Origin of the sequence: Alloscardovia theropitheci (genome assembly GCF_004332295.1) — a bacterium.
GTDB classification, from domain to species: domain Bacteria; phylum Actinomycetota; class Actinomycetes; order Actinomycetales; family Bifidobacteriaceae; genus Alloscardovia; species Alloscardovia theropitheci.
The window spans coordinates 102,919-125,266 of sequence record NZ_RXLP01000023.1 but is presented as its reverse complement, the minus strand read 5'-3'; the positions used below and the strand labels follow the sequence as shown (position 1 = coordinate 125,266).

19 protein-coding genes are annotated in these 22,348 nt (G+C 44.2%); 16 read left to right on the top strand and 3 right to left on the bottom strand.

What is annotated here, in order from left to right:
- Positions 1-334: 334 nt before the first annotated feature.
- Positions 335-1,495 (top strand): tRNA dihydrouridine synthase DusB, encoded by a 1,161-nt coding sequence (gene dusB, locus EJ419_RS06125; RefSeq protein ID WP_240680359.1) that lies wholly within the window; start codon positions 335-337, stop codon positions 1,493-1,495.
- Positions 1,496-2,007: 512 nt separating this feature from the next.
- Here the strand turns inward: dusB and EJ419_RS06120 are convergent.
- Positions 2,008-2,985, bottom strand: a complete 978-nt coding sequence (locus EJ419_RS06120) for a hypothetical protein (RefSeq protein WP_131284666.1) — start codon at positions 2,983-2,985, stop codon at positions 2,008-2,010.
- Positions 2,986-3,246: 261 nt separating this feature from the next.
- On the opposite strand from EJ419_RS06120, the gene EJ419_RS06115 reads away from it, so the two are divergent.
- The 15 genes from EJ419_RS06115 (at position 3,247) to EJ419_RS08405 (ending at position 17,006) form a co-directional block, all read left to right on the top strand.
- Positions 3,247-3,495: a hypothetical protein gene (locus EJ419_RS06115; RefSeq protein WP_131284663.1), complete on the top strand. Its 249-nt coding sequence runs from the start codon at positions 3,247-3,249 to the stop codon at positions 3,493-3,495.
- 45 nt (positions 3,496-3,540) lie between these two features.
- Positions 3,541-4,794: a cell division protein FtsZ gene (ftsZ, locus tag EJ419_RS06110; protein WP_131284661.1), complete on the top strand. Its 1,254-nt coding sequence runs from the start codon at positions 3,541-3,543 to the stop codon at positions 4,792-4,794.
- A gap of 22 nt (positions 4,795-4,816) precedes the next feature.
- Positions 4,817-5,299, top strand: coding sequence for a cell division protein SepF (locus tag EJ419_RS06105; RefSeq protein WP_131284659.1), 483 nt, complete (start codon positions 4,817-4,819; stop codon positions 5,297-5,299).
- A gap of 11 nt (positions 5,300-5,310) precedes the next feature.
- On the top strand, positions 5,311-5,604 hold the full coding sequence (locus EJ419_RS06100; protein ID WP_131284657.1) for a YggT family protein: 294 nt from the start codon (positions 5,311-5,313) through the stop codon (positions 5,602-5,604).
- Positions 5,605-5,967: 363 nt separating this feature from the next.
- On the top strand, positions 5,968-7,278 hold the full coding sequence (locus tag EJ419_RS06095; RefSeq protein WP_131284655.1) for a DivIVA domain-containing protein: 1,311 nt from the start codon (positions 5,968-5,970) through the stop codon (positions 7,276-7,278).
- A gap of 1 nt (position 7,279) precedes the next feature.
- Positions 7,280-8,017, top strand: coding sequence for a signal peptidase II (locus EJ419_RS06090; protein ID WP_165496259.1), 738 nt, complete (start codon positions 7,280-7,282; stop codon positions 8,015-8,017).
- Complete coding sequence (locus tag EJ419_RS06085) at positions 8,017-8,958, top strand: RluA family pseudouridine synthase (RefSeq protein ID WP_131284651.1); 942 nt, start codon at positions 8,017-8,019, stop codon at positions 8,956-8,958. The genes EJ419_RS06090 and EJ419_RS06085 overlap by 1 nt, the downstream gene beginning before the upstream one ends.
- Positions 8,959-8,990: 32 nt before the next feature.
- Positions 8,991-12,542, top strand: coding sequence for a DNA polymerase III subunit alpha (dnaE, locus tag EJ419_RS06080; RefSeq protein ID WP_131284649.1), 3,552 nt, complete (start codon positions 8,991-8,993; stop codon positions 12,540-12,542).
- A gap of 102 nt (positions 12,543-12,644) precedes the next feature.
- Positions 12,645-13,349: a hypothetical protein gene (locus EJ419_RS06075; RefSeq protein WP_165496258.1), complete on the top strand. Its 705-nt coding sequence runs from the start codon at positions 12,645-12,647 to the stop codon at positions 13,347-13,349.
- Between the two features lie 77 nt (positions 13,350-13,426).
- Positions 13,427-13,693: a hypothetical protein gene (locus EJ419_RS06070; RefSeq protein ID WP_131284645.1), complete on the top strand. Its 267-nt coding sequence runs from the start codon at positions 13,427-13,429 to the stop codon at positions 13,691-13,693.
- 5 nt (positions 13,694-13,698) lie between these two features.
- Positions 13,699-14,130, top strand: a complete 432-nt coding sequence (locus EJ419_RS06065; RefSeq protein ID WP_131284643.1) for a DUF1310 family protein — start codon at positions 13,699-13,701, stop codon at positions 14,128-14,130.
- Between the two features lie 123 nt (positions 14,131-14,253).
- A complete protein-coding gene (locus EJ419_RS06060; protein ID WP_131284641.1) occupies positions 14,254-14,697 on the top strand; it encodes a DUF1310 family protein in 444 nt (147 codons plus the stop codon).
- Positions 14,690-15,238, top strand: a complete 549-nt coding sequence (locus EJ419_RS06055) for a hypothetical protein (RefSeq protein ID WP_131284639.1) — start codon at positions 14,690-14,692, stop codon at positions 15,236-15,238. Before EJ419_RS06060 ends, EJ419_RS06055 begins: the two co-directional genes overlap by 8 nt.
- Before the next feature lie 62 nt (positions 15,239-15,300).
- A complete protein-coding gene (locus EJ419_RS06050) occupies positions 15,301-16,638 on the top strand; it encodes a glutamine synthetase family protein (protein WP_131284637.1) in 1,338 nt (445 codons plus the stop codon).
- A gap of 176 nt (positions 16,639-16,814) precedes the next feature.
- Positions 16,815-17,006: a hypothetical protein gene (locus EJ419_RS08405; RefSeq protein ID WP_205668837.1), complete on the top strand. Its 192-nt coding sequence runs from the start codon at positions 16,815-16,817 to the stop codon at positions 17,004-17,006.
- 104 nt (positions 17,007-17,110) lie between these two features.
- On the opposite strand, the gene hrpA is transcribed toward EJ419_RS08405, so the two are convergent.
- On the bottom strand, positions 17,111-21,346 hold the full coding sequence (gene hrpA, locus EJ419_RS06045; protein WP_131284635.1) for an ATP-dependent RNA helicase HrpA: 4,236 nt from the start codon (positions 21,344-21,346) through the stop codon (positions 17,111-17,113).
- The gene (locus EJ419_RS06040; protein ID WP_131284709.1) at positions 21,346-22,101 is read right to left on the bottom strand and encodes a class I SAM-dependent methyltransferase; all 756 of its coding nucleotides are present in this window, start codon (positions 22,099-22,101) and stop codon (positions 21,346-21,348) included. Before EJ419_RS06040 ends, hrpA begins: the two co-directional genes overlap by 1 nt.
- Positions 22,102-22,348: the final 247 nt, after the last annotated feature.

Here is a 22,348-nt window from a genome sequence, read left to right as displayed (position 1 = left end):
AACATAAGAAATCAATCGTCAGTGTCTCGTCGGATGGGAGTTTTGAACTCGTAACCGAATAAAGAGCATATAGGGGCTTGAAAGCATGCTATCGTATGGTTTGCTTCCCTAATTTTGGTAAATGGTGCCATAGTGCAACGTCGCTATGGCACCATTTGTGTATATAAGTTTTGGGTAAAACTGGGAGTGGGGCTGCTCATTTTGCGCAAAACTTTATTTATAGTTGGATTTGGCAATTGTGACGCGTCAATTTATATTCTTTATATTCTTTATATTCTTTATATTCTTAACGATGCCTTCAATTTCAGTAGTGTATACGCTAAACTAAGTGCTTATGAATTCTTCCGTGCAACTTCAAAGCCTCGATATGGGTAATCATATAGTTCATACACCAGTAATTCTTTCTCCGATGGCTGGTGTTACGAATTGGCCATTTCGCGTTTTATGTCGAGAATATGGTCCAGATGGCTTGTATGTTGCGGAAATGATTACTGCGCGAGCTCTTGTGGCTCGAAATCCAAAAGCTGAGCGATTGTGCCGTTTTGATTCGTCAGAAAAATATCGTTCTTTACAATTGTATGGTGTTAATCCGTCAATTGTCCGTCAAGCTGCGCAAATTGTTGTAGATGAAGACATGGCTGACCATATCGATTTAAATTTTGGGTGCCCTGTTCCAAAAGTGACACGCAAAGGTGGCGGCTCTGCGCTTCCTTGGAAAAATGATTTATTCCGCGAAGTTTTGCGCAATGTGGTCAAAGTTGCCCAACCAGCAGGAATACCGGTAACAGCCAAAATCCGCGTCGGAATCGATGACAACCATACGACTTTCCATGATTCAGCGCTTATCGCCCAAGATGAAGGGTGCAAATTTGTAACTCTCCACGGGCGAACAACTGCCCAATATTATGGCGGGCATGCTGAGTGGGATAAAATCGCGCAACTTGTGGACGAGCTTGATATCCCAGTCATTGGTAATGGTGATATATGGTCCGCAGAAGATGCCGTAGAAATGGTGAAAGAGACAGGTTGCGCAGGTGTTGCAATTGGGCGAGGATGCCAAGGGCGCCCATGGCTTTTTGGTGATATCGCCAATGCTTTTTCTGGTAGCAGCGACCGAATTAACCCAAAACTTGGTGAAGTTGGGGATATCATAATTCGTCATGTTAAACTTCTGACTGATTTTTATGATGGTGACGAAATGATGGCTGTCCATGATTTGCGAAAACATGTGGCTTGGTATCTCAAGGGATTCCCGGTAGGTGGAGGAACACGTGCCGCGTTTATGAAGTGCGAGAGTATTTCAGACGTAGAGGCAGAAGTTGCAAAATTTGATAGGAATATTGAATTCCCTATGGCAATTGCTGACAAGCCGCGTGGTCGTGTGCGTTTTGCCAAAAAGGTGCATCTGCCATATAACTGGCTCGAATCTCGTGAACTAACCCCACAGGAACGCGCTGACATGTTTGAAGATGATCCGATGGATGCATCGTATTAAATAGGCGTGTTTTTGGGTAGAATTGTCTTTCTGGGTGGAAGTGGTCAATTATTTGGTTCTTTCTGCCCAAAACAAGTCCTCAAATGGTCTTTTCTACCCAAAAGAAGCTTTCTGCAAAATGTAGCACTACATCCTACAAAAATATTAGGTCAGTTTTACCCAAAAATCATAATAACGACTGATTATCGAAGCTGACTAAATGAGGCCTATTTGAGGGGAACCTTGAAGCTACTTCAAACCTTCCTGAAATTAAGAGTAATTTTGATAGCAGAACATGAAAATAGTTAGGGTGAGCGTAATATCGCAAGAATTTAACGTCTACCCATGACCTATTTACTTTAAAATTTACAGACTGAGAGTAATCACTTTTTGGTCCCTGCGAGCTGTGGATTACTATTCGTAAGAAAATAAGTGAGGATTGTACCTGTTTATACGCTATTCCAATCTATGTAGAGTGTCGTCGCCCAACGATTTCGCCAGACAACCCATACGAATTTTTTGCTCATTCTCGCTCACCTAGGAACTCCAGCAAGCAATAGTTTCTCAGACATCGCAGCCCCGTCGCTTTGAGCTGCTTCAAAGAATTGAAAACGTATGACTTTGTAGCCCGCTAGATTCAATGCTGTTTCACGATCTTTCTCTTTGAGAATCACGCCTTGCGTTGATGTAGAGTGGCTGTTGACGATTAACGATGGTTTTGAATATTTCTCTTTTCCGTCTAACTCGGCAGCAATATATTTGAAAGTAGCATTCTCATCGGATATTTTCCACAGGAAATCGGGACGGATTGTCTTTGAATTTTGAATATCATAACGATTCGGTCGTTTAATTTTGAACAGTGGATTTGGCAGCTCCACTTGTAGTTCAGGTTGTGTAAAACCAGAACGTAACATTCTTGCTCGGCAGAACGATTCGCCCCCATTTTCTGATTGTGGATCGATAAAACGTTGTTTGAAAGCGGCATAACGTACCTTCCAGCAGCCTGAGCGTTTTACTGTGAACTGAACTATTTGGTTATATGTTATGTTGTAACGTTTTGCTAATTTATCGCAGATGATAAGAGCATCCTCAAACGGTAGCATTCGCATACAGTCGAAAATCGTTTGCAGAGGAGAGGTAACGATAAAGCCATTAATCATCCCTAAAGTTTCACTAATCGGGATATAAGTATTTCGAGTCGATGTTGACTTCTCGTCCGAAAGAAGAAAGCGAATTTTCGGTGACCTGCCAGTCTTAATATAGTGAAATCTGACCGGTAAACGTTTTCGATTTTGAGTTGATGTATGAATATCTACAGAAAAATGGATGAACCGGTATAGGTCAGCATTGTTGCACATAGCACCTAATACTGCTGCTGCAGAAATGCTTGAAAGCGGCCAGTGAGCGTGGTTCTGCGCGACGGCACGTATCGTGGCGATTGCACGCTGCTTTATTGAAGCCGATTGCCAGCGCTGAGGAGACGCGAAATAGCCAGGAATAGGTTGTATCAACGTTCCTTTAGAGCATTTTCGAACGGCTCGACGTCGCACTAATCGAAGCTTTGGCCGAAAAGTAGTGATGATGAGTCATAGTCCATAATCGTATTTTCGTCGAAAAACAACGAAAACGCCTCATTCAAAAAATAATGTGAACGAATGTGAATAACTGATATGGAAGGGTACTTCTGGGTATTTTCGTCTTCTTGGGTATTAAGGACTATTTTGGTGAAATCGGTCAAATAAATGGTTTAAAACACCTAAAAGGTGAAAAATATGACCGAAAGTACCAAAGAGTCATTTTTTATAGCCAAAATACCCAGAAATATTGAGAGTATGCAGTTTTCGCCATATTGGTCTTTTTACCCAAAAGATCACATTGCAAGCATTCTTTGCAAATCCGCCCTTGCAATCAGCAATCAGCATCAGAAAAACTTCGGCATTTTCAAAGTTATGACCGAATCTGCAAAAAAATTTTTAGAAATTTTCCTATTTTTTAATTACACGTGTGAAACTTGGGTATGAATTGTATTAAAGTTGTGTGTATACGTAAGCAGCGATAGGAGCACGATGACCGGCATTCAGAACCAGGTATTGGATGATAGCACCGTAATTAAGGTAGTTGGCGTTGGTGGAGCAGGCGGAAATGCTGTAAACCGCATGATTGGTGATGGCCTCACAAACGTTGAGTTTGTTGCAATTAATACCGATGATAAGGACTTGGCACGTAGTGACGCTAACGTCAAGATTTCTTTGTCTGACAGTAGCAGCCGAGGATTAGGTGCAGGTGCTGACCCTGAGCGTGGAGCGAAGGCAGCTCAAGATCACCAATCCGATATAGAGCAAGCCTTAAAGGGTTCTGATCTTGTATTTATCACAGCTGGCGAAGGTGGCGGTACAGGTACGGGTGCCAGTCCAATTGTCGCTCGCGCAGCTCGTCAGCAGGGCGCATTGACTGTTGCGGTGGTATCACGCCCATTCTCTTTTGAAGGAAAGCGTCGTAGTGCATCAGCAGATTACGGTATTGATAATTTGCGCAAGGAAGTTGATGCTCTTATTGTCATCTCCAATGACCGTTTGTTGGATTTGTCAGATCGAAATATCTCGATGGTGGATGCCTTCCATAATGCTGACCAAGCCTTGCTCTCGGGTGTTAAGGGTATAACCGAAACCCTGAATGCTGATGCATATATTCACGTAGATTTCTCCGATGTAACTGCTGTATTGAAGGATGCAGGTACTGCACTCTTTGGTATTGGAACTGCTCGTGGTGAAGATCGTGCTGTTCAAGCAGCTGAGATTGCAATGAGCTCTCCAATGCTTGAAGGCAGTATCGATGGTGCTCATGCGGTTTTGGTTAATATTGCTGGTCCTTCAGACCTTGGTATGTTCGAGATTTCATCTGCTATGGATCTAATTCACGAAATGTGCAGCTCTGAGGCGAATATTATCTTCGGCGTGTCGCTCGATGATTCTATGGGTGATGATTTGTCTGTAACCGTTATCGCTACTGGTTTTGGTTTGCATGATGATGGATCTCAGGCAGAAGCAATGGAAACAAGTGATTTGATTGCAGTTCCTACTCATGAAGCTCAACAGAATTCTACTGCACAGACACAAGATTCTGCAGCTGCTACAGTTTCGTCTAATGCTCAATCAAAACAATCTCAGAATGCTAATGTTGATTCACAATCAACTCAGGCTATGAACACTCCATCAGTTCCTGAGACACCTGTTTCATCTGCAATACCTACTGTCTCTGCAGGGGCAGATCCTGAGCCTGAGTCATTCGATGACTTCGAAGTACCTGAATTCCTGCGCTAAATAGCATATAGGAGAGATAACGATGCCAAGTGTATTTAATCGTGGACTTAGCTTCTTTGGCTTAGCTGATCCAGAAGAGGCTGAAGACGAATCAATGGATGTTGCAGAGTCTGCTGATACAAATGAAACAGACTTTGATCGCGATGATTCATTGAGTGTTCAATCTTCACGATTGGCAGCCGCTGGCCGAGGAAATTCCGCTTCAAATAGTACAGCGTTTCCAAAGTCCGCGATGAATAGAATCACGACAATTCACCCTCGTAATTACAACGAGGTTGAGAGCGTGGGTCGTGCGTTACGCGATGGCACTCCAGTCGTTTTGAATTTAACTGGTGTTGCTGATCGAGATGCACAGCGCATTGTCGATTTCGCTACTGGAGTTGTATTCGGTGTGCGTGGTTCTGTTGAACGTGTTACACCACGAGTTTGGCTACTCAGCCCTGCTGCGGTTTCGATTCGCCCTGAGCAAAGTGAAACTAATCCAACTTCTGGTCTGTTCGAGTAAACTTATTGGCTATGACTTTCTTTGTAGTATTAGCGATCGTACGCCTTATTCTGCTATGGGTTCTTAACGCGTATATGTCGATTTTGTTTATTCGCCTTATTCTTGATTGGGTAGCGTTTTTGACTCGTTGGCAGCCTCGAGGAATCGTATATACATTAATTAATGCTGTTTATGTTCTTACTGACCCGCCGCTCAACTTTTTGCGCAAATATATTCGCCCAGTTCCGATTGGCAGAATATACTTTGACTTGAGCTTTATTGTGCTGTGGCTGGTGTTAGGACTTTTGATTCGCATTGTTATGTGAGAAACAAACGAGGTGACTGTAGTGGATTCTGCAGTCACCTTTTTGTATAAAATTTTTGTGCAAAAAAGACCGCGGTCAGAAGTACCCAAGAGCTTTATTGGTGATTGTTTAGTTCACGCATACATGGAACTGTATGACCGTAACTGTTCGGGATAATTGTATTACGTCTATATTCATTCTCAAACCGCCTGCACGCTATTAAGAGCTGTTAAGAACTGTTAAGAACTGTTAAGAACTGTTAAGATTCGCGTATTTATATCCAATAAAACGGTATACACCGCGTCCATACAGCTACCGTGCTAAAATATAGACGAAACGTAAACAAGTGGCTCAAAAAGAGTCAAAAGTGAGGTGAAGAGCTCCATGCCCCTTCTAACACCACAAGATATTCAGAGGCATACTTTCCCTACAGTTCGCTTTAAGGAAGGTTATGATATCGATGCTGTGGATGACTTCCTTGATGAGGTTGTAGCCACCGTTGAGAATTTAGGTTCTCAGGCAGTTACAAGTGCAACTGCATCTTTGGGTACCGATGTAGCGCCATTGAACAATAAGATTGCTGAATTAACTGAAGAAAACAATAAGTTGCGTGAACAAGTTCAGGAAGCTGAAACTCGTGTTTCCCAAGCAACTGAAGCTAGCGACAGTGCAGCAGCTGAGCAGAGCCGTGCAGCTGATGCTGCGCGTGAGCAGGTTGAAACATTGACTGCTCAGAATACTCAGCTCAAGACACAGGTTGATCAGCTTAATGAGCAAATTGATCAGCTTACAGCGCAAGCTGCTGAAGGCGGAGATTCTGAGAAGGCGCTTAACGACCAGCTTGAAGCTGTTAAGCGTGAACGTGACGAGTATTTGAGCACTCGTGAAGACTTGCGTACTCAGTTGAACGAGGCTCAGTCTCGTTTGAACGAAGCAACTTCCGCGTTAGAGCAGGCAAATGCTCGCGTAGAAGCTAGCGCAGGTTCTGCTGAAGAAAAGGATCAGCAGCTTGTTGCTTTGCAGTCACAAATTGAAAAACTTAATGCTGATTTGCGTGACTCTCGTGAACGTGAAGAAAGCCTTCGCCAGCAGGTTGCTTCTCTTGAGCCAAGCTCTGAGACTGGTAGCTTGCAGAAGATTTCTTCTGCTGGTTCTGATGCATCTTCAGAGCCTGAGCGTGCAACAGCTATGCTTGCACTCGCTATGCAGCTCCATGATCAGTATGTTGACAAGGGTAAGGCACAGAATGCTGAACTCGTTGCTGAAGGTGAGCAGACTCGTAGCAAGCTCATTGCTGAAGCTAATGAGTACGATTCGACCACCCGTACAAATGCTGATGCATACTCCGCAAAGACCCGTAATGATGCAGATAACTATTCTTCTGTAACGCGTAACGAAGCAGACGATTATTCCGCAAAGGTTCGTTCTGATGCAGACGCTTATGAGACTCAGGTCAAGAAGGCTGCTGAAGATTACTCTGCTCAGACTCGTACTGATGCTGATAATTACTCTCGTCAGGTTAAGGATAAGCTTTATGCTGATTCCAAGGTCATCGAAGGTAACATCGAAAGCCTTAAGCAGTTCGAATCTGATTATCGTTCTCGCTTGACTGAGTTCCTTGGAAACCTTTCTGCTCAGATTAGCGCTTCTGACAATTACGAGAAGCCTGCTGAGACTGCAGAGGGAAATAACTAAAGTGGTTAATACCTCACAAAGACGGTCACACCTATCTGTGGCCGTCTTTATTTCTACGGCTTTATTGGGAATTGCTCTTGATCAATGGTCTAAAATTGTAGCGTTACAAAATTTAGATGCCGATAGCTATGTCCCAATTTTTGGTGGATTGCTCCACCTAACTTTAGTTCGCAATCCCGGTGCTACACTAGGCGCGGGCGGTCGTTTCACCCCGGCGGTTAGCATCGTTGCGATTATCGTTAGTGCGATAATCGCATGGGCAGCTGTTAAAACGAAGAGTGTTTTATGGGCTTTAACTCTTGGCGTTACTTTGTCAGGAGCGCTCGGAAACATCGTAGACCGGGTTATCTATGCTCGCACTTTTCTTGATGGGGAAGTAGTAGATTTTATCAATTACGGACCGTTTGTGGGTAACGTAGCTGACGTTTTATTAGGCGTTGGAGTCGCGTGCTTTATCATAGTTTCTATGATGGGAGTGCGATCAGGGATTGCAACCGTTGATCGAATTCTTTTTGGAAATGATGCTCATACAGAAGCAGGCAGTTATAGTAGCGCGGAAACAGGAGAGACTGCAATTCCCACCCAAAAAGTGGATACTGATTTGGCAGAATCTGCATCATCAGACATTGAAATTAAAACGGATACCGGTTCCGTAAAATCCGCATCAGACGATATCACAACAGATATCAAACAAGAATCTCATCAGTCGTTACCAAACCATGAGGAGGAACCCGCTTAATGCAAGGAATTGTCCCAGCTCCAGATGCTTTAGTGGGCAAGCGTTTAGATGTGGCAATTTCCAAGATGATGGGGATTTCCCGTTCTGCTGCGAGCAATCTCATAGATACAGATCAAGTGCGAATTGTTGGCCGTTCATCAGGTAAAACTGACAAGGCTGCAAAGCTGAATCATTTCGACATGATTGAGTTTGATTTAGTCGAACATGAAGAAGCTCCTGAACCAATTGATAACGATATGGCTATCGTGTATGAAGATGAGGATATCGTTGTTGTTGATAAGCCTGTGGGAGTTGCTGCTCACGCATCTGTTGGATGGACTGGTCCTACGGTTTTAGGTTCTCTTCTTGCTCGCGGTGTTCATATTACGGATTATGGTGCTACGGGACGCCAAGGCATTGTAAGTCGACTTGATGTTGGTACGAGTGGTCTTATGCTTGTGTGTAAGTCCGAGCTAGCATACAAGGAAATGCGACGTCAGTTTTCCGAGCATGAGGTAGTAAAAACTTATCATGCCGTTGTTCAGGGGAATCTTGAACAAGACCGAGCGACAATTGAAGCGCCAATCGGTCGTGATAAAGTATCCGATTTTCGCTTCACAGTGACTCCGGCTGGCAAGGAAGCAATTACACACTGGGATGTTCTGGAACGTTTCGGTGAAGCGACATACGTAAAAGTCAATTTGGAAACGGGACGAACTCATCAGATTCGTGTGCACTTCTCATCAATCGGCCATCCTCTTATAGGTGACCCAATGTATGGCGCTAATCCTAAATTATCAGAAATTACAGGTCTTGATCGTCAGTGGTTACATGCTATGAAACTTGAATTTAAGCATCCTCGGACAAAAGTGTGGACGGTTGTCGAGTCCAACACGCCACGTGATTTACGCCACGCTTTGGAAACCTTAGAGAACCGTCACGCTGCTAGATTAAATGCATAAAATCATCCTGAGCAATCACTAAATTAGAATGCATGGCTGATGTAAAACCTTCTGACTTTGTCCACTTGCATGTGCACACTCATTATTCGATGCTTGACGGTGCTGCACCGATTCAAGCACTCGTTGATACAGTGAAAGAGCAAGGACAGACTGCAGTTGGTATTACCGATCATGGAAATATGCATGGTGCTTATGAGTTATGGTCTACGGCAGTAAGCTCTGGAATTAAGCCAATTATCGGCATTGAGGCGTATCTAACACCGGGAACATCTCGCTTCGACAATACTCGTGTTCATTGGCGTACATCCGAAGACCAAAAGAGTGATGATGTTTCTGCAAATGGCTCGTATACCCATTTGACATTGTTAGCGGAAAATGATCAAGGACTGACGAATCTTCTTAAAGCGTCATCAGTAGCAAATCTAGAAGGCCTGTTCGGCAAATCCCCACGTATGGATAGGGAGGTGCTTAATTCCTATTCAAAAGGTGTGATTGCTACGTCTGGTTGTCCTTCCGGAGAGATTCAAACGCGTCTTCGTTTAGGCCAGTATGATGAAGCATTGCGAGCAGCAGGCGAATTCCAGGATATCTTTGGCAAAGAGAATTATTACGTTGAGCTCATGGATCATGGTTTGCCTATTGAGACGCGAGTTCGAAAAGAGCTGCTAGATATCGCTAAGAAAATTAATGCGCCTCTTGTTGTTACGAATGATTCTCATTATGCTAAAGAGTCCGATGCAGGAGCTCAAGATGCGTTGCTGTGTATCAATTCCGGAGCACGTCTAACAGATCCAAATCGATTCAAGTTTGATGGATCTGGCTATTACATCAAATCCGCGCAGCAAATGTATGATTTGTTCAAGGACATCCCAGAAGCATGCCGTAATACCGTGGAAATTGCTGAGCGCTGCAATGTTATTTTCGATGATCATCAAGATGGCGCATTTATGCCAGAGTTTGATTGCCCTGAAGGTTGGGATGAGACCTCGCTGTTTTTGAAACACGTTCAAGATGGGTTAATGCGTCGCTACAACGGTAATGTTCCTGATGAAGTTGCACGTCAAGCCGATTACGAATGCGGTGTCATCTGCCAAATGCAGTTCTGCGGTTACTTCCTTGTCGTAGCAGATTATATTAACTGGGCAAAAGAGCACGGTATCATGGTTGGACCTGGTCGTGGTTCAGCAGCTGGTTCCATGGTGGCGTACGCGATGGGTATTACTGAGCTCGATCCGCTTAAGCATGGTCTTATTTTCGAGCGATTCCTCAATCCGGAACGTGTCTCCCTTCCTGATATCGATGTCGATTTCGATCCTGAAGGACGTATGAAGGTCCTTGAATATGTAGCAGATAAGTACGGTCATGATAAAGTCGCTCAATGCGTGACATATGGAACGATTAAAACGAAGCAGGCATTGAAGGATTCTGCCCGAATCATGGATTACGATTTCTCCATGGGTGAGCAGATGACTAAAGCATTGCCTCCTGCTGTAGGCGGTAAGGATATTACTGTCCGTGACATCTTTAATAAAGATGCTAAGCGCTATGATGAAGCAAAAGAATTCCGTGATTTGTATGATTCAAATCAAGATGTTCAAAAAATCACGAAGCAAGCGATGGGTATCGAAGGTCTGATCCGCCAGACGGGTGTCCACGCATGTGCGACGATTATGGCATCGAATCCTATTACTGATACGTCTCCATTGCTTAAGCGAACTGATGGAACTGTTACAACCACATTCGAATACCATACGTGTGAAACCCTCGGTCTTGTAAAGATGGATTTCTTGGGGCTGTCTAACTTAACGGTTATCCGCGATACCATTACGAATATTGAAAATAATGGAAAGCCAAGCTTTAATATCGAGGAGGTTCCAATTGATGATAAAGCTACCTACGAATTATTGTCTCGCGGTGATACGCTTGGCGTTTTCCAGCTTGATTCGGATGGCATGCGAAATCTTCTTAAGTCGTTGAAGCCGGATAACTTTAACGATATTTCGGCATTGATTGCACTGTACCGTCCAGGTCCTATGGATGTGGATTCGCACAATAATTATGCGAAGCGAAAGAATGGCTTACAAGAAATCGTGCCAATTCATCCAGAAGTAGCAGAACCATTGGCAGAAGTTCTTGATGAGACTTATGGTTTGATTGTATATCAAGAGCAGGTGCAGTCCGCTGCGCGAATTCTTGCTGGTTACTCGCTAGGACGAGCAGATGTTTTGCGCCGTGCAATGGGTAAGAAAAAGCCAGAAGTACTAGCAAAAGAGCAGGTGCCATTCTTTGAAGGTATGGCTCAGCATGGTTATTCTCGTGAAGCTGCTCAAGCTGTATGGGATATTTTCGTTCCGTTTGCAGGGTATGCGTTTAATAAGGCACACTCCGCGGCTTACGGCTTGGTATCCTACTGGACCGCGTATTTGAAGACACATTATCCTACCGAATTTATGGCAGCTTTGCTTGAGAATGCGAAGAACGATAAGAATAAAACTGCTCTCTATCTGGGTGAAGCTCGTCGTATGGGTATTCAGGTGCTTCCGCCTGATATTAATGAGTCTCAGCTTCAGTTCTCTGCAGTAGGAGATGTCGTTCGTTTCGGTCTGGCAGCTATTAGAAACGTAGGCGCTGATCGTGTGAACGATATTATCAAGGAACGAGAAGGCGAAAAAGGAAAATTTGTTAACTTCCTCGACTTCATTAACCGTGTACCGTTGAATGCACTGAATAAGAGGATGGTTGAGTCTCTTATTAAGGGTGGAGCATTTGATAATACGGATGGAAACCGTCGCGCTCTTGTAACTATTCATGAAGAGGCTATTGATATTGCCGCGCCAATTAAGCGAAAAGAAGCAGAAGGGCAGTTTGATCTCTTTGCTGACATGGATGGTGATGATGATATCAATTCTGTGGAAATTTCCGTTCCAGATATCGATGAATGGGACAAGTCGACAAAACTGAACTTTGAACGTGAAATGCTTGGCTTGTATGTCTCGGATCATCCGTTATCGGGTATGGAAAGTGTCCTAGCGGGACTTCGCGATACATCGATAGCTCAGCTATTAAACCGTGCATCGACCCTTGAACCACGTATGCAGGTTACTATAGCAGGTCTGATTACAAGCGTGGAACGAAAAATTTCCAAGAAGGGAAATCCTTGGGCGATTATTACTGTCGAAGACATGGAAGCATCTGTACAGTGTCTCTTTTTCGGCAAAGCGTATGAAGCAAGTGCTGGCCAGCTTAACTTGGATACGATTGTACGTGTGCGCGGTTTTGCTGAGGCTCGTGACGAGGCAGTTTCGATACGTGCAAATGAATTGGAAGTACCAAAAATTGAAGATGTCGATAATTCAGTACTTTCTCTTACGCTTCCGGAGCAGGCGCTTATTACGCGAAATATGCAAGAGCTAGCCAATATTATTCATATGCATCCGGGATATAGTGAGGTCAGACTTACAGTTGTACGCGGTGACGGATCATGCTCGGTCATTACAATGGGTGACAATTTCCGTGTACTTAAAGATGCATCATTGTATGGAGATATAAAAGCGGTATTTGGACCGCACTGTATCGGTAATTAACAGACGTATAACATTGATTCGTAGCATATTAATATGTGCACGATGCAAAACTACGAAGATCTGGAATGATCAAAGTAGACTGAAATCAGCAAGGAGCTTATGATGGCACGTGATGATGTGAACAAGGATTCGCTTAACTCGGATAATTCGAGCGAGGATTTAAGCGATGATCAGGTTAACGCTGCTTTTGCTGATTTAGAAAAGCAGTTTGGGGATGATTTCGGTTCACAACTGGATGACAATTTAGTCGATAAGTATGCGAATGATTCTTCGCAGTCGAACAATCCGCTTGATCCTTCTGATTTTTCTATCGACCCACATTTTGATGAAGAACTAGCTGGAATAATCGGGGATAAAGCAAAAATTGCACTACTTATTACTGAGGTGCGTGATGCACGTTTCCTCGCAGCATTGTGTAAAGTACTAGACATCGATGCTTTAGCTGTTGGTTTCTCATCAGGTGCTTGTGCAATTCTGCGTGATGTTAGCGGACAGGCTCCTGAAGAAGCCGCACATGATATGTCAGATCTAGTGTTTGGCATGTCGGTTATTTCTTGCGTTAATCGCGCCGATAAAATTAGCGCGAATTTATGGGTGAACGGTAAAACTCAGGAAGAGATTACTCCACCAATACTGTTTGCAAGCCTTGATGGAACAGTCGAGGACTTGATGATTGGTTTGCAAACTGTTCCCGATTTAGATATAGCAGGATATACAACTGTAGAGTCGAATAGCTTCACAACAACTCAAGAAGCATTAAAGTTTATTCGCTCTTTGATGACGAATCCTGGAGAGAGCGACGAATAACGATATTTACGTTTGCGATGAAGTATTTTCTTTTGTAGTATAAGTACAAAAGAAAATACCGAGAAAGTCGTGAGAAAATGGTCGATTATCATGGTTATCCACCGGAACTTGTGGAACAACAGAAGAGTTTTCTCACGGAAGTCTATACGGCTGGTATTCAATCGATATATATTTCCGCTATAAAAAATTATAAAGATCGTGCAAAGCAGTACGCTGAAGAGGTAAAGAAAAAGATAGATTCTGACCGTGATGCAATGGATTCGGCTATACAAGGAGAATCTTCGCAGGCTATTCGAGAATGTATAAATACGTATGCACAAAAATATGATTCTATAGGGAAATAAATGATATGAGAAGGACATTAGGTTTTCTCAGAAGGCATCTAAAGCTTATTTTATGTGGTGTTGTGGTTGTTATTGTTTTAGGTGGTATAGCTATGGTGGTGACTGCGCCGATGCGTGAACAGGCTTATATGAATGAAGTCGTAATGGGGTCCGAAGGAACGCATCTTGTAGAGGAGATGCTTAAGCGTAACGATAAGTATGCTTTTACTGATAAGGGGAGGATTAAGTCGTATAATATTGATCCAGACACGATTGAGCGTAATCCTATGGGTGGGATTATGGCGCATATGATTCTTAATAATGACCCTAAGTTAGAACTTCATATTATTTTTGAGAAAGATAATCCGGAGCAAAAATTAACGGTTCGAATTATGAGCCTGTCAGGAGAAGCAGATCAACTATATGAAGAACTTGATGCATATGGAAAATCGCAATGATATGATGAGCAACTTATAGCGTGTCAAAAATGCGTGATATCAAGGTAAATAACATATAGCAGTTACGAAACCAGGATGGCGAAATAGCGGATTTCAATATGGTTCGTTGAGGAATTTATAGGTATGAAGAAACTATTAAGCTTTGCTAAGCACCATCTAAAGCTTATTTTATGTGGTGTTGTGGTTGTTTTTGTTTTAGGGGGTATAGCAATGGTGGCAACTGCACCGATGCGTGAACAGGCTTATATGAATGAAGTCGTGATGGGGCCTGAAGGGCAACGACTTATTACAGAAATGCTCAAGTCTGATGATAAGTATGCCTTTACTGATAAGGGAAGGATTAAGTCGTATGATATTGATCCAGACACGATTGAGCGTAATCCTATGGGTGGGATTATGGCGCATATGATTCTTAATAATGACCCTAATCTGTTGATTCATCTTATCTTTGAGAAGGATAATCCTGATCAAAAGCTAGAAGTGAGGATTACGGGCTTGTCAGCCGATGCATACAATATGTATCTTGAGCTTGGGGCTATTCAGCCACCGGAGGCTGAAGATGAGTAACTACTCTGAACAGACACGTGTCGATATTGCGCGGGCGGAATATGAGAATTACTCAATAGATGATGCTGCAAATCATAAAGCTTTTACATATGGTCAGCAGAATGTTAAATTAGGTAACCTCGAAAAAGTAGTTGATGATAAAGAGACTGGCCTTAAAATGTATCTGGTCAAGACTGACGAGCATCATTATACAGTCTTGTATCGCGGCTCAGAGGCTCCGATGAAGGATGGTTCTAAGGCTGATTGGGTGAATAATGACATTCCAATGGGAACGTATATTCTTACAAGGACTAAAAGCCAAACGCCTCAACTCAAACAGGCCGCTGATGTTTCTAACGCTTTCGAACAATTACGAGATACTGTCAATGCGGGGATTGAAAAGGCTATGGAAACGGATGCAAGCTTAGCCAACGATGTACAAAATTTTGTGGAAAGCTATGATGAAATGAAATATAAGCAGAGCGTAGCCAAAACGGCTGTAGAAGTTGGAACATCTATGCTTAATCCAAGTAATCCGTTGAGCCCGTTTAAACCTTTTTAAATCTCTACTCTAGAAAACACGAATTAACACAAGTCGAAACAATTGACTGTAAGAATATAACCATGAATAAGCAACAAGAATTCGCATTGCGCACTGTAGAAGAGCGAGATATACGGTTTATACGTTTGTGGTTTACGGATGTTTTGGGACAGTTGAAATCCGTAGCTATCGCTCCAGCAGAACTCGAAGATGCTTTTGAAGAGGGAATTGGTTTTGACGGTTCTGCAATTGAAGGTCTGACACGTATATCTGAGGATGACATGATTGTGCGTCCAGATCCAACGACATTCCAGATTTTGCCATGGAGAGGTGGGCCTCAGGGCACAGCACGCATGTTCTGTGATGTGCTTACTCCAGAAGGTCAGCCATCGCTGGGTGATCCTCGCTATGTGTTAAAGCGCACACTTATGCAGGCGAAGGAAATGGGCTTTACTTTCTACGTTCATCCTGAAATTGAATTCTATCTCTTTGAACCACAAGATGATTATTCGAAGCCTCCTGTGCCAATTGATCAGGGTGGTTATTTTGATCATGTTGCGCGCAGCTCGGGCATGGATTTCCGCCGTGCAACGGTTAATATGCTTGAGCAAATGGGAATTTCCGTGGAGTATTCTCATCACGAAGCAGGACCTGGGCAAAACGAAATTGATTTGCGTTATGCTGATGCGTTGGCAATTGCCGACAATATCATGACTTTCCGTACAGTAGTTAAGGAAGTTTCCCTTGAACGCGGGATCCATGCGAGCTTCATGCCAAAACCACTTGCTACTGAACCTGGTTCTGGAATGCACACACATTTGAGTCTGTTTGAAGGCGATGGAAACGCATTCTATGAAGCAGGTCAAGAATTCAACATGAGTCAGACAGCTCGACAGTTTGCAGCGGGTATCTTGTATCATGCGGCAGAAATTACTGCTGTGACGAATCAATACGTCAATTCATATAAGCGCTTGTGGGGCGGGGCAGAAGCTCCAAGCTTTATCTGCTGGGGACACAATAATCGTTCTGCTTTGCTTCGTATCCCTCAATACAAGCCGGGTAAAGGAAATTCTGCTCGTATGGAGTTCAGAGGTCTTGATCCTGTAGCAAATCCGTACTTGGCATACTCTGTCTTACTTGCAGCTGGCCTTGATGGTATTAAGCAGGGAATGGAACTTGGTGAACCTACTAGCGATGACGTGTGGGAGCTTACTGATATCGAGCGTCAGGCTATGGGAATCCAGCCACTTCCAGACTCTCTTGATACTGCTTTGAAGGTTATGGAGAAGTCCGATTTTGTGCCTTCCGTGCTCGGTGAGCATGTCTTCGAGTACTTCTTGCGTAATAAACGTAAGGAATGGGAAGAGTACCGTATGCAGGTAACTCCATACGAGCTTGAAAAGTACCTGCCAAGACTGTAATCGTACATCAATAATTTTTCTCGTTTTGTGGGCTAGCTAGGTATTGAGCTAGTCCACAAAACGTTGTAACCGATGCTTGCGCTAACTTATGAGAGTGGTAAACTTATCTACAAGTAGATAACTATGCAATGACGTATAGATACTACTTCTTGTAGAAAGAGGGGGAGATGATTCCCATGATTACACCAACATCAATGGTTCCCGTTGTTTATTACGCTTTGCTTAACATAGCGCTTATTATTCCATGGCTCGTATTTACAGTTTTTACGCATAAGTGGAATGAAGAAGCCAAAAAAATATATGCTTGCATATATGTGGCAGTACAATTCCTCTTCATAGCGGTGAGCTTAGTGTTGATGTATGCGTGAGGATACATCACGAAAGTACATGAAGATGCGATGTGGTGATACGCGGATATTTCTAACCGTGTATCACCACATTCATTATGGTTCTGCGAGAGTAGCTTCTCAAACTATTTTTCTGCAGCTTTCCTGAGCCTCTTCATACTAATCGGGTAAGCAGTTCCATATTCCTGAGCCCATAAGGAGACGAGGAATTCTTCATACATCCATCGCAATTGCTCAGCGACTTGTACAGCATCATCATGGACAGGACCGGCAGGAGCTTTATCGGCACGAGCCTGAGCTTCATGGACAAGTGCTAAAGCCTCGTCAGCTTGCCAAGCCCATTGCACATCGCGATCACGATTTTGCTTTGCCTTTTCGATGCGCATGATATCCGCCATTAAGTAACGTTTGATACGCGGAAGATACTCTGATGGTGTTTCGGCTATAAACCCTTCGTGAACAAGAGCTTGTGCATGCGTTCGTACAGATTGAAGTACAGACAGTAGTGGCAAATCAGCCTTGCCGCTCACTGCGTGAGAGACTTCACCGTACGACTGCAAAATCGCTATGACATCATGAGCGACTGCGTAGACAGTATCCTCGAATACATTCATAATTCCAGCAATTTCATCGGCTAATTGCTTATCTGAACTAATCGTGTCTATATGAGGAAGTAAGCGTTTGACCGCAGCCAACTGCATATCGTCAATTGTGGCATCAATACTGCTGTAAGGCGCTGTGGCAAGAATAAGAGCCTCATTTCCAAGCCAGCGCGAACGGATGCGCTCATTTGGAAGTTTCACAGACTCCAGTACGCTCTTCCAGAGCATATTTTGACGAAGCTCGTCTGTAGCGCCAGCATTATGGAGCAAATCTGCGCGTTTAACTTCTTTGCCTGCTTTATGAGCAGCATCCGCTTGATGAGAGATAGTCTTTCGAGCGGAGCGCTGAGCTTGGTCACTGAAGTGACGTTGAAGCTCGGCTAAATCTTTCGAAATAGCCAAAATCTGCGGTTTACGTTTCATGCGACCGCGCGGACCACGTACAGGATCGGTTTCGACGGCAAAATTAAGTCGAACGAAGTTTGGTAAGCGCGTCAATTGTTCTGGACCGAAATCTTCTGGATGAAGTTGAGCATTCGTTACACTGATTGCTGCTTGAGTAAATGCGTGCGTAAAATCAGGGATTTCGTTGCCATGAGAAGCATTATCCATTGTTTCCTTGGAGCCTGGCAGATACGGATAGCGTTCATTGAGCCATTGGCGGATGCGCACAGCAGTATTAGGAGCTGGGACGAATTGTACGCGCAAAGCTTTTGGAAGAGACTTAATAGTATTGACGATTAAATCATTGAGCAGTCCAGGAACAGTCCAAGTAAAATCACGCGGCTGAACACGAAGGAGCGCGGAGAGCGGGATGTGTACTGTTACACCGTCATTGTCGGCATGAGGATCATAAATATAACTGAGTTTGAAGGAAAACTCGGTAGCATCAGTTCCGCGCACGAACCAGCGGTCTGGATAATCGCTCAAATCTGCTGATTCAGAATTATCAAGACGTTCGACCTTAGACGGATCAAAATTAAGCAAATCAGGCTGATTGCCATGCTCGTGCTTCCACCATTTTGCAAGCTCTGCCACGGATGTAGCCGACTGCGGTAAGACACGATCATAGAAGTCATAGAGATCTTCATCGCTGACGGCATCACTAATCTGACGCGTGCGATGAGTTTCTTCATCAGCTTGCTCAAGCACAGCATGATTCTTAGCTACGAAATCATCGTAGCTAAATCGGCGAGTAATATCGCCCTCAATCAGCCCTTGACGGATAAGTAATTCGCGTGCTTCTTCAGGATTAATGCGCCCCCATTGCACTTGTCGATCTGAGATAATCGGTAAGCCGTATAAATGAATTGTAGAGCTCGCGACAGCACTTCCTGCAGAACTTGACCAGTGTGGCGCACCGTAGGATGTACGGGTTAAATCTTTAGCTAGCTCATACGCCCATTTCGGGTCAATTGCGGCACTCATACGAGCCCATAAACGAGACGTCTCTACGAGTTCACTTGTCATAACCCACGATGGGGTAGTAGAAGCCACATCAGAGCCAGGGAAGAGGGAGAAACGTGTACCGCGAGCACCCTGATAATCGTTTTTAGATAATTTCTCCGCGCGCTTCATAGCACGTACACGAGCAGCACCTTTAAGACCAGCAAATTGAGAAGCTTTCGGTTCGCGAATTACCTGCATACCCATAGAAGATAAGAGCCCTGCAAGCATAGAACGGTGAATACTCTCACCATCCCATACACACGCAAGAGCCCCTGATGCTTGCTGTGCTTGAGGAAGATCGACGATGTCAGGCGAAGGGCGCTTAATTGGTGTAACCGTCCCAACTTCCCACTTCATATCAGCGCACATCGTAACGAGCTGCTGATACAAATCACGCCATTGACGCATACGAAGGAAATTAACAAATTCTGATTGGCATAATTTCCTAAACCGAGAATTCGATAAACGATTGTCCCGCTCATAGAAATGTACCCATAAATTGAGCGCGCTCAAAAAATCAGAATCTTTACATGCGAAACGTTTATGAATGCGGTCTGCCTCGTCGCGCACATCTTCTGGGCGTTCACGCGGATCTTGCAAACTCAAAAATGCGACAATAGCCACAACTGATGCAAGATTATTCGGCGTTGTATGGCTAGCTTCTACAATCATACGAGCCAAACGCACATCAATTGGAATGCGTGAGAGCTGACGGCCAATTTTAGTCAGGACTACGTCAGACTTCGGAGTAGACGATTCGGCTACGTGCGCTTCAGGCTTAGTTCGAGATTTCGAGTGTTTATTCTTTACTCTCTTAATAGCGCGAAGCTCAAGAAGCTCATTAAAACCATCGCTTACCGCTCTTGTATCTGGCGGATCGATAAACCCGAAATTCGTGACATCGCTTGCCGTGTGAGCTACGCCGACAGCAAGCATTTGCAATACGACGGATCCTAAGGATGTACGCAGAATTTCCGGATCGGTAAATTGCGGACGCGACTCGAAATTTTCTGACGAATACAAACGAATTGCGATACCATCAGCGATACGTCCGCAACGTCCAGAACGCTGATTTGCGCTTGCTTGAGAAATTTCCTCAATAGGAAGTCTCTGAACTTTAGCTGTCTTCGAATATCGCGAAATGCGTGCAAAACCAGGGTCGACCACATAACGAATACCTGGAACTGTCAACGATGTTTCTGCCACATTTGTAGCGATAATAATGCGCTGATGGGTGTGAGGCTCAAAAATCTTATGCTGATCTTTAGCGCTTAAACGAGCGTAAAGAGGAACTATTTCTATAGCATCAGGACGCTTCCTATCTGAAGCGCGTGCACCGAATGCCTTAGAAATAGCATGCTCATACTCGCGGATATCGCGCTCGCCGGCTGCAAAAACAAGGATATCGCGCGGACCACTCGTGTGCGTGGAATGAATGCTGAGCTCAGCACACGCACGGGCAACAGCCGTCGATACTGCCATATCGTCATCAAAATCGTTTGAATCGTCGCCGGAATTACTTGAATCGTCATCCATCGAAATGGAAGCGTTGAGCGAAGGGAAACTACTGAGATTTCGCACGAGAGCAGGAGCGGCTCCCACTGGTTCATACAGTACTTGGACAGGGAAAGTGCGTCCACTGACTTCGATAACAGGAACAGTTTTCTTCGTAACTCGAGAATAATGTTCCTGGAATTTTTGAGAATCAATAGTCGCTGACGTGATGATGAGTTTTAAATCTTTGCGCTTCGGCAAAATCGTCGTCAAATACCCTAAAAGAAAATCAATGTTCAGGCTTCGCTCGTGAGCTTCATCAATCATAATCGTGTCATATGCCGAAAGGAGAGGGTCACGCTGAATATGAGCGAGTAAGATACCATCTGTTGCGATGACAAGACGAGTTTTGCTTGAACTTTCATCGGTGAAGCGAACTCGGTAACCCATAGTGTCGCCAAGCTTGGAATGCGTTTCTTCAGCGATACGTTCAGCTACGCTTCGCGCCGCGATACGACGAGGCTGTGTAACGATAATTTTCTTCCCGTGTGAGCCACGGTTCATTTCCAGGAGCATCTTAGGGATCTGAGTCGTTTTACCAGAACCGGTTTGACCGGAAACGATAATCACCTGTGAGCTCTTAATGGCATCAATAATCTCAGAGCGTGCTTGGCTTACCGGGAGCGACTCAGGATATGAGAAATGAAGCGCTCGCGAAGTAGTGGTGCTAGCAGAAGTAGACGTGCGGGCCGAAGTAGCTGATGCGGTGTCTGAAGTGTTGTGAGTATGGTAAGTAGATGATTGTTCTTGTGTCATTAATGTCGAATTACCTCAATAATGCGGTATCCCTTAGCTGAAGCGTACTTTGATACCGTGAAAGATTGTTCTGGTTGTTCTGGATATTCTGATGGTTCCGATGATTCTGATGCTGCGTCCTGAGAGCTCGCATGCTCTAAGTCTGCTGAAGCATCGTTCAAATGTTCATCAAGCCATGAGATGAGCGGGTCTGCGCCTAAATGCTTTTGCACGACAAGATATGCTGTGCCTCCGTTTGGCTTAAGACGAAGAAGATATGTCATGAGAAGTTCGTGTAATGCTTCTTTTCCTATGCGAATAGGCGGATTTGACCAGATGAGATCGAACTGGGCGTGCGTCCAGCGCTGTCCGAATTCGTTAGTGAGACTTTCTGTAGTGCCAGCATGAACGGATTCTAACTGTGCACGGCGTGCATTTTCTTGTGTAAGTTCAACAGCTCGCTCGTTGACATCAAGAGCCCAAACAGTAGCATTATGAGGGGCTTCTGATGCAGCAGCGAGAGAAATTGGCCCCCAGCCGCAACCGATATCAAGAATTTGAGCGCCGTCTGGCAAATCCTCAGGTGAAGGAACTCTATCTAGAAGGACTTTCGTGCCAAGATCTAACCGATGAGTTGAGAAAACACTATTAGACACAGTAACGGTGTAATCATTACCGCGAATAGTTACACTGAGCTCGCGGCGTTCATCATCAGTTGATGGTTGCGCTGTAAAGTACTGCTCGTTATGAGCATCGAGCCCTTTCGATTGAGCCATAGGAGCGTTAGTTTTCCGTGACACGTGTATCCCTCAAAGTTCACCGATATGAAACGAATAGTTTTAGTGCATTAGCAATGCTATCTATACAATGCTTTGTGCTGTATTTATTTTACATAAGTGTTCAGAATTTGATGGGTATTGTGGCATAGTCTCGCGGTAGGCACAATGAGAAATATTCGTACGGCAGTATTCGCGCTGCATTTGATGAGTTTCGGGGACAAAGAGATGAAGTAATTACAGTTTT

Coding starts and splice junctions, on each gene's coding strand:
- EJ419_RS06085 (WP_131284651.1), top strand. CDS start 8,017: ATGCAAGGAATTGTCCCAGCTCCAGATGCTTTAGTGGGCAAGCGTTTA.
- dusB (WP_240680359.1), top strand. CDS start 335: ATGAATTCTTCCGTGCAACTTCAAAGCCTCGATATGGGTAATCATATA.
- EJ419_RS06105 (WP_131284659.1), top strand. CDS start 4,817: ATGCCAAGTGTATTTAATCGTGGACTTAGCTTCTTTGGCTTAGCTGAT.
- EJ419_RS06095 (WP_131284655.1), top strand. CDS start 5,968: ATGCCCCTTCTAACACCACAAGATATTCAGAGGCATACTTTCCCTACA.
- EJ419_RS08405 (WP_205668837.1), top strand. CDS start 16,815: ATGATTACACCAACATCAATGGTTCCCGTTGTTTATTACGCTTTGCTT.
- EJ419_RS06060 (WP_131284641.1), top strand. CDS start 14,254: ATGAAGAAACTATTAAGCTTTGCTAAGCACCATCTAAAGCTTATTTTA.
- EJ419_RS06065 (WP_131284643.1), top strand. CDS start 13,699: ATGAGAAGGACATTAGGTTTTCTCAGAAGGCATCTAAAGCTTATTTTA.
- EJ419_RS06075 (WP_165496258.1), top strand. CDS start 12,645: ATGGCACGTGATGATGTGAACAAGGATTCGCTTAACTCGGATAATTCG.
- hrpA (WP_131284635.1), bottom strand. CDS start 21,346: ATGACACAAGAACAATCATCTACTTACCATACTCACAACACTTCAGAC.
- EJ419_RS06115 (WP_131284663.1), top strand. CDS start 3,247: ATGACCGAAAGTACCAAAGAGTCATTTTTTATAGCCAAAATACCCAGA.
- EJ419_RS06040 (WP_131284709.1), bottom strand. CDS start 22,101: ATGGCTCAATCGAAAGGGCTCGATGCTCATAACGAGCAGTACTTTACA.
- EJ419_RS06050 (WP_131284637.1), top strand. CDS start 15,301: ATGAATAAGCAACAAGAATTCGCATTGCGCACTGTAGAAGAGCGAGAT.
- ftsZ (WP_131284661.1), top strand. CDS start 3,541: ATGACCGGCATTCAGAACCAGGTATTGGATGATAGCACCGTAATTAAG.
- dnaE (WP_131284649.1), top strand. CDS start 8,991: ATGGCTGATGTAAAACCTTCTGACTTTGTCCACTTGCATGTGCACACT.
- EJ419_RS06055 (WP_131284639.1), top strand. CDS start 14,690: ATGAGTAACTACTCTGAACAGACACGTGTCGATATTGCGCGGGCGGAA.
- EJ419_RS06070 (WP_131284645.1), top strand. CDS start 13,427: ATGGTCGATTATCATGGTTATCCACCGGAACTTGTGGAACAACAGAAG.
- EJ419_RS06100 (WP_131284657.1), top strand. CDS start 5,311: ATGACTTTCTTTGTAGTATTAGCGATCGTACGCCTTATTCTGCTATGG.